This is a genomic window from Ferruginibacter sp. SUN002 (assembly GCF_050611725.1).
Classification (GTDB): Bacteria; Bacteroidota; Bacteroidia; order Chitinophagales; family Chitinophagaceae; genus Ferruginibacter.
In genome coordinates this window covers 1,455,446-1,469,462 of sequence record NZ_JBODJB010000001.1, presented here as the reverse complement: position 1 = coordinate 1,469,462, position 14,017 = coordinate 1,455,446, and the positions used below count along the sequence as shown (strand labels likewise).

The window sequence follows — 14,017 nt, the reverse complement described above, 5'->3', positions numbered from 1 at the left end:
TGGAAACTTTTGCAAAACTAAACTTTAATAACAGAGGATAAAAAATATATAATGGAAAATTTCAACAAAGCATCCACTTCGATAAAAAATTGGGCGGAAGATGACAGACCCAGAGAAAAATTATCGTTAAAAGGTGCAGCTACATTGAGCAATGCCGAATTACTTGCAATTCTTATCAATAATGGAAGTAAGGAAAAATCGGCAGTTGAGCTTGCCAGAGAGATCCTTCAACTGGGTCAAAACAACTTAAATGAACTTGGCAGGTTATCTATTGGTGATCTGAAAAAGATCAAGGGCATCGGCGAAGCAAAGGCAATAATAATAACGGCGGCATTAGAGTTGGGTAGAAGAAGACAAGCAACTGCGGCATTAGAAAAAAAAGTCGTTAAAACAAGTAATGATGTTGCTGAATACTTACGAGCCATTATTAAAGACTTCAGTTTTGAAGTATTTGCGGTACTCTTTTTAAATCAGGCAAATAGAATAAATCATTTTGAGATATTAAGCAAGGGCGGTATTACCGGAACTGTTGCTGATCCAAGAGTAATATTAAAAAAAGCTTTAGATAATTCAGCTACTTCAATCATACTTTGTCACAATCATCCTTCAGGAAATTTACTCCCAAGTCAGGCTGATAAAGATCTTACACATAAAATAAAAGAAGCGGCAAAATTTATCGACATAAAAGTTATAGATCACATTATTGTTAGTGAGGATGGGTATTACAGTTTTGCGGATGATGGGAACCTGTAGTTCTTAGTTTTTAGTTCTTAGTTAAAATAATTTAAAGGGTAAAATATATGGCATCAATACAATGCTTTGAGGATTTGAAAGTTTGGCAAAAAGCAAGATTGCTTTGTAAGGAAATATTTGGATTGACTTCTATCGGAAAATTTGCAAAAGACTTTGCTTTGATTGATCAAATCAACAGATCATCAGGCTCTGTAATGGATAATATAGCAGAGGGTTTTGGAAGAATGGGTAATAAAGAGTTTATAAATTTTCTAACATATTCAAATGCTTCCGCATTAGAGTGTAAATCACAACTCTATAGAGCATTTGATAAAAATTATATCACAAAAGAAACTCTGAAAATATTATTCGAAATTATTGATGAGATTTGTAAAATGATAAACACTTTAATTATCTATCTCAGGAAATCAGATTTCAGAGGGCAAAAATTTAAAGAAAAATAAAAGTTTGCTCTATAAAAACTCATCTCACATTTTACTCCTAACTATGAACTAAAAACTAAGAACTAACGAATACTAAGCCTGAGCAGTGGGTCCACCAAAGGTAAACGGAATTTCAACCTGCTCCATATCTTGTATTGTTCCGTTTGATGCTTCAAACTTTTTGACATTTTCTATCATTGCCTTCATAAAACGTTTTGCATGAAACGGTGTAAGTATGATCCTACTTTTTACTTTGCTTTTAGGAGTACCGGGCATCACGTTCACGAAATCTACTACAAACTCTGCATGACTATGAGTGATGATTGCAAGGTTAGCATATTCGCCTTCTGAAATTTTTTCGTCAATTTCAATATTCAATTGATTGGGTTGTTCTACTTTATTGCTCATGTAATTTTTTTTTACAAAGGTAATATTAAAATAAGTTGGAAGTAGTTGTAAAAATAAAACTGCCGCTGATTCAGCGGCAGTTTTATAAAAAATATGAACAAGATTATGGATTTGCAACCGGTGCAGAACCTGCTGCAGGTGGATTGAAATCTATCTCATTTTGAGGTACATCCCAATAATCCATATAATTATATTCCATAAAACATGAAAGAGGAGTATCAACAGAGGTACCAGCTACAGATTTTGGCACATAAACTATTGCACCTGCTCTACCACCACCACTTGTTGCAGGAGCAGTTACACCCCATCTTCTTGCATCGAAGAATGCGGTACCACGGGTGGCAAGACCAATTCTTCTTTCTTTGCGCAATTCTTCTTTAGCCTGTGTAAGGTTAAGAGATGTACCAGCAACATGTGCCAAGCCTGAGGCTTGAAAATCTCTAACAGCATCTATATAACCTAGGCCTGTCTCGATTTGTGATTTATTGATATAAGCTTCAGCCAACATTAAAGCATTTTCTTCGTAGGTACAACCAAAAGGTGAAACACCTGCATTGGTTGCGCCGCTTGTCCAAAGACCACCATCTTCTACAGGAACAAATGCCCAACGTGTACCGAACTGAAGACCTCTATCCCTGATATTTGCAAAAGCACTCAACCCGTAAGTAGCATCTTCTGCAGGAGGATAAGGCAACTCAAGGATACCTTTGGTAAATCTTGCATCACCTGGTTTAAAATCCTGAACAAGTCTTTCACTTACAAATTCATATTGTACAAATGGGCTACTGAAACCTTGTGGGTGCATCCAACCGTTAGAAAGGTCGTTGTTTCCATCAGGAGTCATACCAAATTTGAAAATGTTATCTGTAGCTTTAATTCCATCAGTAGCCAAATCAATAATTGCCTGCCAATCTGCAGAAGTCATATCAGCAGTTTTTTTATTTACCAACAGGTTACGAGCTTTGTATGTGTTGATAGCACGTTTCCACATTGCAGGAGATACAACATTCAGATTGTCATTGAAAGTTAATATCAACTGTTCCATCAATCCATCATACGTATCATCTCCATCAGCAGGAAGTTTATCTAATTCTGCTTTACAAAGATCAAAGTTTCTGTTTGCTTCTACAATAATTGCATTGTGATCAACATAATTATTGTTTACGTTGGCATCATCATAAATTAAACCTGCCAAATACATAGATCCAATACGTGAGTAACACAAACCTTTCCACCAATAAGCAAATGCTTTAAAAGTGGCTCTTTTTGCATCTGCATCACCTGTTAGAGTAGCTGTTTCTGCAGAGGCCAACATTGTATTAGCTTGGCTAATAAACAAGTAGCAAGCAGTCCACTCATAGAAGAATCCATTTCTATCACCCGAAGCTCTGTTATTAAAGCCCTGCATAGATTCTTGCTGTGTAACACCGAATGGGTTAGTGATAACCGTAGAGTTAGGTAATGTTACTTTGTATACCTGATTGATCCATCTCCAACCAAAGTTACCGTAAGGAACAAAACCTTCATCTCCCAAAAGATTATGAGTTGTCATGGAAATTGCAAAGATGTTTGAGTTACCAGAATTAGGCACATCAAATATTGAGCGTTGCAATAGACCGGCACCAAAGGCTGTTAAACCACCCTCGGTGGATAACGATCCTCCCGGAGTAGGGTTGTTAGGATCTTTTTGGTCTAGTGATGTTTTTTTACAAGCACTAAATACCAACAGATTGAGGGCTAATAAACTTAAAAATATTTTTTTCATAATATAAATTTTAATTTTTTAAAAACCAACTCTTAAACTGATTTGGTATGATCTTAAATTTGGTACCGCAAAGTAGTCAGCTCCATTAATAGCACCAGAGTATCCATCACGAGCTTCATTACCTTGTGCATCAGAAGTGGTAGTTGCTTCAACATCTAAACCTGAGTATTTGGTAATAGTTGCCAAATTTCTTCCTGAAACAGATACTGAAAGACTTTTAGCGAATTTAACATTTAACGCATTTTTAAGGTCGTAAGAAACTGAAACATCTCTTAATCTTAAGTAAGATGCATTTTCAACAAACCAAGTACTTGGAGATACACTATTGTACAATGTATTGTAGTAGTTAAGAAATGCTCCTGTTTCTCCATTAACCGTAATTTGATCATCATAATCTGCAGACAATCTATCACGATATAACCATTGACGAGTTACATTGTAGATCTTACCACCGTAGCTCCAATCCCATTGGAATGATACATTCAGGTTTTGATTAATAGTGAAATCGTTTATAAATGAAGCTTTAAATTTAGGTAAAGTAGTACCTACCGATTTTGCATCATCAGCATCACCCATGATAGCTTTTTTAGTAGTCTTATCAACAACTGTACCATTTACTACTTCATAATTTCCTTTATCCGCTTCATCAATATATCTTGAACCATCAGGTCTTAATTGATCTAAGCTGTTCAAAGGAGCCTGGAAGCTAAGTAAACCTAGAGGTTGACCTTGTCTTACAGTGAATATACCTTGTACAATATCTGCTCCACCGGCAATTTTGGTAGCTACACTCTTAGTAGAACCCATTCTGTAGCCAAAGTTCCAGGTAAATTTAGGAGTGGATAATACATCTGCATCAATCGTAAAATCAATACCTTTTGAATCGATATCAGATAGGTTATCTAATTTTTTAGCTAAACCAGTTGACAACGGTAATTCTTGATATTGTAATGCTCCGATTGTTTTACGGTTCCAATAACTGAAAGAAACTGCTATTTTTTGGAAAGCTTTTTTAGAGTTTGTTTTGAAAATTACATCTGTACCTACTTCAAATTCTTTAGATCTTTCAACCTGAAGTGCTGTATTTGCACTGATTGAATTAGTGCTTAGAGTAGATGCGGTACCCAATTGGGCAACGATCAAAGTATTTTGGTTACTATATGCTAGCGGTTGAATACCCGCTTCACCATAAGCACCTCTTAATTTCCATTCTGCTAAAACATTACCTAAGTTCCATGCTTCTGTTGGTCTGAAGTAAATTGATCCTCTTGGGAAGGTAGCAGCTTTTTGACCAGAACCAAAGTTAGAAGAAAAGTCAGATCTAAAACCTCCGGAAATACCTAACATATCCTTGTAATCAATACTTTGGTTAAATAAAGCACCGTAAGTAATGAAAGTTTCATAAAAATCTCCTGCACTTGTAGTTGCTGAAGCAATGTTATAAGGAGGATAAGAAGGAAGACCAGTACCTTTTGCAAAATACTCTCTTGTATCTTGTCTTCTCCAGTCATAAGCAACTTGTGTTACTGTTTTGATTGGAGCTTTTATGTTAAAATCTTTTTCAAAATCTGTTTTAATAAAAATACTTGCCAAAGAGTTTTGACGTTTGTAGTTGCCATATGTATTTGTTATAGCACCTTTAAGGGTTGGGCCCCAATAACCAATATTTGCTTGTAAAGAAGATTCTTGGTTGAAATAATGACTCTTATCATCAACATTTTTAAATTCAACACCATATTTGTAATCCAACTCAACAAAGCGAGGGAATTTGTAGTTAACGTTGAAATTTTCTACAATTCTTGTTGTTTTTGATGATCTATCTCTCCATTCGTTTTCAGATAATGGGTTTAATGTACCCGGATCATCTGAACGTGGGTTAACTACCAATTTACCATTCGGATCTCTTGCTAAATAATCGATGAAAGGGAAAGAGGTAAGAATACCGAAACGTTCTGTACCAGTAGCGCCAATGCTCGGATCGGGATCACCACTTGCAAGATTTTCATCGGTGAATATAGTTTGTAAACTATTTCGTATTGTCAAACCTTTAGCTAGATCAAATCCTAAGTTAGCAGTAATGTTAGTTCTGTTATACTTATTATTCATTACATTCTGTTCATTATAGTTAGATACAGTCAGGGCATAATCAGATTTATCAGCACCACCGGCAATACTAACTGAATTATTGAATGTATAAGCTGTTCTGTAAGCTTGTTTTAAATGATCATAAGTCTTCTCTTTATAATTTTTATCATTCTTAACGTTAGGGTCTGATCCGGTAGTTAAGAAGTCTCCTTTAGGCCAAGAACCTGTTTCATCTGGTTCAATTCTTATACCGCCTTGAGTGATATATCCATCTGCATCTGTTTCAAAAGAGTGGTGTTTTGCGATAATTTCTTTATCAGAAATAATTTGTCCTGAACTCACTTGAGAAAGCACATTGATCTCCATTTTTTTATTTTTACCCCCTTTCTTGGTAAATATCTGAATAACACCCTGAGCACCTTGAGCACCGTACAACATACCACCTGCTGCACCTTTTACAACTTCCACCCTGTCAACTGATGCAAGATCCAAACCATTCAGGCTTGAGATTTCAATACCGTCAAGCATAATTAATGGTGGAGAATAACTTAAGGTATTTAGACCCCTTAAAAGTATTGTAGGATCTGCGCCTGGTGTACCGCTCAGGAATTGAACGTTTGCTCCGGCAATTTTACCTACCAACGCTTGTTCAACATTACCTACAACGCTCTTAGAAACATCTTTTGAAGAGAGTGTTGCTACATCAATGGCAATCTTCCTTTTACTTGTAGCAGAACCTACCCCGGTTACAACTACTTCGCTCATGCTTCTTGTGTCTTTCGCTAAGCTAACAGCCATAGCATCGGAAGCTTTCACTGATTTTGCCTCAAAACCGATTCCTGTAAATTCTAGGGTTGCATCGTTTTTTCCCTCTAACGAAAAAGAACCATTATTATCGGTACTTGTACCAATATTGGTTCCTTTTATTTTAACGGATATCCCCGCTACCGGAGCTCCGTTTGCATCTGTAACCTTCCCGGAAATTTTTTGTTGGGAAAAGACAGATAGTGTGCTGAAGAGTAGCACGGCCAAAACTGCTGTAATTTTTCTCATAGCTTAGTTTTATGTTATCAATAGTGAATTAAAAATAAGAAATATTTAACAAAAGAACAATATACTTTGACAAATGTTTTATACTATATGCTGCATTGAAAGATAAAGTGTGTAACAAATACACCTTTATGTTCAGAATAAGTTCTAAAAAAAATTAATTCGGTCAAAACAAATACTAATAAAACAAACGGATTCTTACAAAAAATTCAAGCAATGCTGTTTATTTTTTGAAGTTTGAAAAATATTCTATTTAGAAGAACCAAGTTAACCATGCTTTACCATCCTTTGCACTTACCATATCGTAAGTAGTTTCGCTTGTAGGTACAAAATAGAACCCTTGTGTTTGTACCAATAAATTTCTGGTCAATCTTGCAGGACCGTTAGCAGGGAAACCGGAAGAGCTTCTTAACCTGAATTTACCAATACCTGCAGCGTCGAAACTATAGGACATGTTTGAATAATAATCAAGATATAGACCTGAGCCATCGAAAAATACCGGACAGAATACATCTGTTGTTGTTCCAAAATAATCTGAAGGGAAATAGGCTAAAAAGTAATAGTCTGCTATTGAATTGATATTATATGCATCATCTACACCGTTTACATGAAACCCGTCAACACTGGCCCAATAACCAAAGTTGTCTGATGCATATTTCAACCATGCGGCGGCAGCAGGTATATTTACTTTTAAAGGCAAGATAGTTTCTCCTACTGTTCCGGTTGCAGCGCCTGAACGTACTGTAATAATATTTGTTGCAGGGTTCCAGTTGTCTACGCTTAATGAAGTAATATTAGTTGATCCATTTACGAAAGGCTCAGTCAATGTTAAGCCTGATGTTGTATTATAATATTTTGTAGTAGCTATCTGATAATCGCCTGCTCCATCAAGATATCCGAAACTGATATCATGATTGTGAGAATCAAATCTAACATCGTAAGATGTTCCATCAATAATCAATCTTCTGTAGTAAGTAAGTATGTAATCGAAATATTTTGAAACAAGATCCCATTGTCCGTTTTCAAAAATAGTTGCTTCGGGTTCGGTTGCACGTATCAACGTAAGTTTTGCACCGTTTACTTTACCGACCATTTTTAATGTATCGGCAGAAATGCTATCTCTGTCGAAAATAAATTCAAAATCAGATAATAAACCTTGCCCAACTGCACCACCATTCACATTGGCAACCACACCTGCATTCGCCTCATTCGGATCTGCCAATACATGAACATAAGAGTAGGTATCGAAAATTAATGTGGGTTGTTGTTGTTGTCTGATCCTGAAACTACTTTCTTGTAAAGTAACAGCTGATGTAGTGTCGAAGTCCGATACCATTTTTACTCTATTGTCGCTGTTGAATCTGAAATAAAATGCATAAGTAGCTCCTTCACCGTTATCGACAGTGATGTATGCTTTCCATCCGTTTGCGGCTCCTGTCAACAATGCATTATACTTTGCTATTGATGCATTGATCCTCTCATCAGGAGATTGATCAAAAATATAATCATCTTCTTTTTTACAAGAAGACAACAAAACTGTGATGGTTAGAAAAAACAATAAAAACTTCTTCATGTTTACTTTTTTATAAATTATTCAACCGATCATGAAAGATCGATTTGTAACATTTTATTATTAATAGAACTCATTTTCAACAGCCGCTCTCACTTTTGATTGAAGGCTATAAAAATCTATACCCCAAGATTTATCGAAATAATTTACGATAGCTGCTTCCTTTGCATGTAATAAAGACTGAGCTTCTTCATTTGGATAAAATGTTCCAAGAAAATCGGTGCCAATGCCTGCTACCAGTTTATCCCAGCCTGATTTGCCATATACCATCATAAATGAAATCATTTCAGCAAAATCTTCTGTTGATACGCTTGATGCATAAGCAGTGATAAAACCATTTTGTCTTGCTTCATCATCTGTTATATTTATCCAATCGCTTGAATAACCGCTTTGGGTGATCTTATCAAAATCAGCGGGTCTTCTTTTCAACTGATCAAAAATGTGACTGAACTCATGATGCACTGTTAAGAAAAGATCTTTCTGCAAAGAAGTATCTGCCGGCACATAACCCGGTGTAGATTTATTTTTAAAATAATTCAATTGAAATAAACTTATTTGTTTACCTCCACCTGCAACACCTACAGTAGCGCTTCCATCGGGATTCGCTGCAGAGCTTCCTGCCAACACAAAATATTTCGGAGCCATTTGGTTGAACGGTATCAACCCTATTTGTTCAATGTAGGGTTTAGCCCATATATTAAGAACTGCGGCCATAACCGGTACTACTTTTTCTTCTTTTGGCGGCACTACATTTTTCTCTATCTGATTAACCGTAAACTGGTTCCATTTATATTTTATGTCGATATTATGTGGTGTTACATAATTATCTTTTATCCACTGATCAATAGCGGTAGGTGTCCAGGTATCGCCACCTAAGCCTGGGATATTACTAACGTCACCCAACGCATCTTCCTTTCTGCAGGAAGTGATCAACAATGCCAGTGCTAAAAAATAAATCGATGTTTTTAATATTTTCATCTTCAACTTTTTTTAAAATTATCTTCTGTTTGCTTCGAGGCCTGCCTGAGCTCTTGCTGTGGCAGGAATTTGAAATACTCTGTGCGGATGATCTACTGTAAGTGTAATTTCATCTGATCCATCTATGTTTGCATGTGTCACTTCAATGCCGTATCTAAGTATATCAAACCAACGCATACCTTCATGCACAAATTCAGATTGACGGTAATCAAGAATTGTATAGATCAGGCCTTCCGAAGCATCTGTTACTCCATAATAATCTTTAACTTTTGTTTCATCAATAACGTCTAATGCAGGATCATATCCATCTATACGTGTAGTTAAATATGTATTTAAAAGACTGATCGCTTTTGAATTCTGATCTGTGTAAACATATGCTTCTGCTAAATTAAACAGTACTTCTTCTGCAGTAAACAAAGGCACCATTTGCCATCCATTACCAATACCACTACCCAATGATGTTTCAACGAAATTCTGATCTGTTTTAGGAATAACATTATGACCTTCCATAAAATAACTCAATCTGTAACTCCATGGTCCGCCGGCTACAGGAGCATCACCAGTGAAATAAGCCCCTAACTCACCTGTTAGTCCGTATTTACCAAAAGCAGCAAGATTAAGCCACCATGTATTTGTTTCTACCAACAACAAATTAGCATTCTCTGTTGCTTTAGAATAAATAGCACTCAAACTTCCATTCCCGTTTAAAGGAAGATTGGTATAGATCGTATTCCATGGTCTTAAATTGGTAGCGTAAGAGTTTTCGGGTAATGCGGCTTTCGCATATTTGATCACATTTTCATAATCTTGTTTGTATAAATAAAAACGAGATGCAAATGCCGCAGCTGAAGACTTTGTAAAATGATATTTTGGAACTGAATAAGTTTCATCTTTTATCAAAGGCAATCCTTCCAACAAATCCTTTTCTACCATATCATACACATACTTTACAGTTTTACGTTGATATTTTTTTATTGAAACAGTTTCAGATTCGGTAACATAAGGTATTCCTTTATCCGAGCTTGCTGTACTTTCATCATAAAATTTTGAAAAGAAATTTACAAGCATAAAGTGTGCGTACGCTCTTGCAACCAACGCCTCTCCTTTTTGTGCCTGATAATTTTGTGGGTCAGGTACTGAAGCAATTGTTTCTAAAGCCAGATTAGCAGCAGCAATGGCTTTATAACAACCAAACCAATAACTTTCGGGGCCATCTTCATCAACTCCGGTGTTATCTCTGTAAAAATAGTAATCGCTGATCAGTGTATTCCAGCTTGGAACATCAATACCATTGGTTACATTATCTCCAACATTATCGGAAGATAATTCTGCCATAGCCTGATAATTGATCTGTGGATATGCAGAAGCCAGCAGTTGTGACACCTTTGCAGGCGAATTAAGTTTTGCTCTGTTATCTGGCTCCTGATCCAAGAATTTTTTACACCCTGCAGACGACAGTAAAACAGCAAATACGCCGGATATAATAATTATTTTTTTCATCATTCTACTATTTTAAAAACCTGCTTTTAGTGATAATGTTATTTGTTTTTGTAAAGGCTGAGCTACACCGCCTGAATTGAAAAATTCAGGATCCTGACCTTTTAGTTTTTTATCTGAGTAAATTAAGAACGGATTCGTCATAGCAACGGTGAATGACAAATTTTTAACAGCTTGTAATTTTTTAAGTGCTGCTGCATTCAATTGATATGAAAGCGAAACGGTTTTTAATCTTATAAAACCTCCGTCAGCAACTCTGAAATCTGAATAGTTGTAATTGTTGTACGGGTAAACAGATTTATTTCCGATCTGAGTTTCATAAAACTCATCGCTGATCGGTGGTACATAGGTGTACTCTTCATCTCCAGGCTCTAACCATCTATCCCAAAAATCTTTCGGTAATGCATCAAAGTCAACATATGAACTTCTGAAAGCAGAATACAATCTGATCTTATTTCCACCTTGATAGGTAATGAACACATTCAAGGATAAATTTTTATAATTGAATGTATTATTAAAGCCCCCGGTGAATTTAGGATCAATCGATCCTGAATAAACAAGGTTTTCAATTTTGTCTGATTGCACATCTACACCTTGGCTGCTATTGCCATATTCATCAATGAAATAAGGAATACCGGTAAGATGATCTAGTCCATCATATTTAATGGAGAATAAACTGTTAACCGGATATCCTTCTGTGTTACCACCTTCAGGTTTTACAAGATCGTAGATCAAAGGAAGATTTCTAACCCTTGTGATTTTATTTACATTGTAGCCGTAAGTGAAATTAGATTTCCATCCCCAGTTTTTCTTTTTAATGATCGTTCCGCCAAGCATGATATCTATACCATGTGATTTCATATCAGCATAATTGATCGCTTTATAAGCTTCCCCGCCAATACCTGCAGTTTTTATTAAACTGATGAGATCAAAACTATTTCTTTGATACCAGTCGAAGCTAAGATCTAATCGGCCATTAAAAAATCCGGCATCTAACCCGATGTTCAATTGATGATTTTTTTCCCAGGTAAGATCTGAGTTTTTAAGATTCGCCAGTTGCAAAACAGTTTCTCTCTCGGTTGGGAAAGTTCTGTTAGGTATAGCACTTTGTAGAACAACATTTGAGTTGGTTGCAGGGCCAAGACTTGCAGTCAAACCATAGCTAACTCTCAATTTCATGTAATCAACTTTACGCACATTTTCAAACCATTTTTCTTCATTGATATTCCACGAACCACCAAAACTCCAGGTTGGTAACCAACGTGCCGTTTTTGATGCCCCTAATTTATTTGACCCGTCATAACGAACCGTACCATATACATTATATCTTCTGTCGTAAGTATACTGACCATTCAGGTAATACGCTACAAAACGATCATATGTTTTACCCATTTCATAGTAAGGGAAATTAGCTTCGATTGTTTTCTTAAGAATTCTGTAATCGATGAACGGTACGCCACCATTATCATATTGGTAACCATAACCAGTATTGTTAAAGCTTTGTCTGTCGGTATATTTTATCTGCTGTCCTAACAAGAAAGACACAGTGTGTTTATTGCCAAATGTATTATTATACGAAACACTGTTTCTAACATCATAGTTCAAAAGAAAATCTTCTGAACGATTGTAGAAACCACCATAGGGTAATACGCTTATCTTTTTTGTTGGATCCGGATCATCCGGATCTTGATACAAGAATTTATTTCCGTCAATGATCACCTGCGTACCCATTGAACGGTAGGCGTTCGACATGTTGGAATTTTCTGTGATCTGATGTTCAATCGTTGATTTTACATAACGCAATGCACCAACAAAATCGTAACGAAGATGTTTATTGAATTTATAGCCAACATCAGCTTGCAATTTTATATCTACTACATTAACATCTATGTAATTATTCTTAAGTTCATCAATGATATTGAAGGGTGCCCAATTTCTTCTGAAATATTCGAGATTTCCATCTTCATCATACGCCGTCATTGCTCTGCTGGTGTTTAACGAGTAACTGAACGGATTGATATCAAACTCTCTGTCGTATTGACCAGAAACCACATTGCTACTACGTTTCAACGTACCCGGAGCTCTTTGCTGACGAACTGAACCCGTTGTTAAAAAACCAACCGATAATTTATCGCTGATATTATAGTTATTTCTGAAATTCAGTGTATAACGCTTAACGTTATCAGCAATTGTCCAGCCATTATCTCTATAATAACTTGTTGAGAAAAACGATTGCGATTTATCTGTTCCGCTTGATATACTTAAAGAATGTTCCTGAGTAAGAGAATTCTTAAACAAAATATCAAACCAATCTGTATTAGCTTTTGCGTAACGAAGTAAAAATGCCTTTCTTCCTTCAACAGTATTTTCTATCGGAAAATTACCGTTGGCATCTGCATTCAATAAATCATACATTTTACCATATACACCGTAGTTAGCTCGTTGAGCCAGCGCTCCCGGTTCTAAAAATCCATTTCTTTCTAGAGATGCCAATGCTGACATTTGGTCTCCGGAATTCATAATATTATAATCTGCATAAGAAGGTTTTAACATCGAACTGAAGTTAGCTGTATAAGCTATACTTGGTTTCCCTTGTTTACCTTTTTTGGTTGTGATCACCACCACCCCGTTCATTGCTCTTGCCCCATACAATGCAGTAGCAGCAGCATCTTTCAGAATATCGAATGATTCAATATCGTTAGAGTTGATACCTGCAACAGATGAGCCTAACAAGGTTGTAGGGTCTCCACTAGATAATTGATCATTTGAAATATTTACAAGATCTTCCAACACAACTCCATCAACCACCCACAAAGGTTTATTATCACCATTGATTGATGTTGCTCCTCTTACACGTACTTTAGGTGCTGAACCAAAAGTGCTTGAAACATTTTGAACGGTAACACCAGCAGCACGACCCTCCAACATACGACTTACATCCACCACACCGGGTGTTTTAACATCATCTGCTTTTAATTTTACACCGGCTCCGGTAAATTTCTTTTTATTAATCTGTTGAAAACCCGTTACAACAACTTCATCAAGCGTACCCGATTCAACAACTAATTTAATTACGATATTTTCTCCTGCTTTAACTTCTACCGATTTGTAGCCTATCATCGAAACAGCAAGTTTTGCATTTTCCTTTACGTTGGCAAATTCAAATTTTCCTTTATCGTTGGTACTTGTAGCTCTGTTTTCTCCTACTAATTTTACAGTAGCACCAACAAGAGCCTTACCTGCTGCATCTTCTACCGTACCAGATGCACTTTTTTGTGCAAATGAAGAGAATGTAAATAGTATGCCTGTTACAAGCATGATCAGACTTCTAAAATTCATTTTAAAAATTGTTTTATACGTGGAAACACTTTTATCAGTACTATTTTGGCCGGATACTTTAATATATAAGGCGGTAAAATGCATAAAATAAGTTTTGGTATTTTTTAGTTGCCTCAACAACTAAGAAACAAATTTAAGGAAAAAACAACG

The 14,017-nt window shown here is 36.0% G+C and carries 9 protein-coding genes; 2 read left to right on the top strand and 7 right to left on the bottom strand.

From position 1 onward, the window contains the following. The first annotated feature begins 51 nt into the window (after positions 1–51). Positions 52–753, top strand: coding sequence for a RadC family protein (gene radC, locus ACQ33O_RS06435; protein ID WP_430994742.1), 702 nt, complete (start codon positions 52–54; stop codon positions 751–753). A 47-nt stretch (positions 754–800) separates the two neighbouring features. Next, complete coding sequence (locus tag ACQ33O_RS06430) at positions 801–1,196, top strand: four helix bundle protein (protein WP_430994741.1); 396 nt, start codon at positions 801–803, stop codon at positions 1,194–1,196. A 72-nt stretch (positions 1,197–1,268) separates the two neighbouring features. On the opposite strand, the gene ACQ33O_RS06425 is transcribed toward ACQ33O_RS06430, so the two are convergent. The 7 genes from ACQ33O_RS06425 to ACQ33O_RS06395 all read right to left on the bottom strand — a co-directional run bounded on the left by ACQ33O_RS06425 (position 1,269) and on the right by ACQ33O_RS06395 (position 13,867). Next, positions 1,269–1,583, bottom strand: coding sequence for a DUF3467 domain-containing protein (locus ACQ33O_RS06425; protein WP_430994740.1), 315 nt, complete (start codon positions 1,581–1,583; stop codon positions 1,269–1,271). A gap of 103 nt (positions 1,584–1,686) precedes the next feature. Beyond that, complete coding sequence (locus ACQ33O_RS06420; RefSeq protein ID WP_430994739.1) at positions 1,687–3,348, bottom strand: RagB/SusD family nutrient uptake outer membrane protein; 1,662 nt, start codon at positions 3,346–3,348, stop codon at positions 1,687–1,689. 18 nt (positions 3,349–3,366) lie between these two features. Further along, positions 3,367–6,486, bottom strand: coding sequence for a SusC/RagA family TonB-linked outer membrane protein (locus ACQ33O_RS06415; protein ID WP_430994738.1), 3,120 nt, complete (start codon positions 6,484–6,486; stop codon positions 3,367–3,369). Positions 6,487–6,736: 250 nt separating this feature from the next. Next, positions 6,737–8,056 carry a DUF4302 domain-containing protein gene (locus tag ACQ33O_RS06410; RefSeq protein ID WP_430994737.1) on the bottom strand — a complete coding sequence of 440 codons (1,320 nt, stop codon included), beginning with the start codon at positions 8,054–8,056 and terminating at the stop codon, positions 6,737–6,739. A gap of 60 nt (positions 8,057–8,116) precedes the next feature. Next, entirely contained in the window at positions 8,117–9,031 is a 915-nt protein-coding gene (locus ACQ33O_RS06405) for a substrate import-associated zinc metallohydrolase lipoprotein (protein WP_430994736.1), read from the bottom strand. A gap of 18 nt (positions 9,032–9,049) precedes the next feature. After that, complete coding sequence (locus tag ACQ33O_RS06400) at positions 9,050–10,534, bottom strand: RagB/SusD family nutrient uptake outer membrane protein (RefSeq protein WP_430994735.1); 1,485 nt, start codon at positions 10,532–10,534, stop codon at positions 9,050–9,052. Positions 10,535–10,543: 9 nt separating this feature from the next. After that, positions 10,544–13,867, bottom strand: a complete 3,324-nt coding sequence (locus ACQ33O_RS06395; protein ID WP_430994734.1) for a SusC/RagA family TonB-linked outer membrane protein — start codon at positions 13,865–13,867, stop codon at positions 10,544–10,546. Positions 13,868–14,017: the final 150 nt, after the last annotated feature.

Excerpts from the sequence above, each read along its gene's own strand:
- ACQ33O_RS06425 (WP_430994740.1), bottom strand. The coding sequence starts at position 1,583 with ATGAGCAATAAAGTAGAACAACCCAATCAATTGAATATTGAAATTGAC.
- radC (WP_430994742.1), top strand. The coding sequence starts at position 52 with ATGGAAAATTTCAACAAAGCATCCACTTCGATAAAAAATTGGGCGGAA.
- ACQ33O_RS06395 (WP_430994734.1), bottom strand. The coding sequence starts at position 13,867 with ATGAATTTTAGAAGTCTGATCATGCTTGTAACAGGCATACTATTTACA.
- ACQ33O_RS06400 (WP_430994735.1), bottom strand. The coding sequence starts at position 10,534 with ATGATGAAAAAAATAATTATTATATCCGGCGTATTTGCTGTTTTACTG.
- ACQ33O_RS06420 (WP_430994739.1), bottom strand. The coding sequence starts at position 3,348 with ATGAAAAAAATATTTTTAAGTTTATTAGCCCTCAATCTGTTGGTATTT.
- ACQ33O_RS06430 (WP_430994741.1), top strand. The coding sequence starts at position 801 with ATGGCATCAATACAATGCTTTGAGGATTTGAAAGTTTGGCAAAAAGCA.
- ACQ33O_RS06415 (WP_430994738.1), bottom strand. The coding sequence starts at position 6,486 with ATGAGAAAAATTACAGCAGTTTTGGCCGTGCTACTCTTCAGCACACTA.
- ACQ33O_RS06410 (WP_430994737.1), bottom strand. The coding sequence starts at position 8,056 with ATGAAGAAGTTTTTATTGTTTTTTCTAACCATCACAGTTTTGTTGTCT.
- ACQ33O_RS06405 (WP_430994736.1), bottom strand. The coding sequence starts at position 9,031 with ATGAAAATATTAAAAACATCGATTTATTTTTTAGCACTGGCATTGTTG.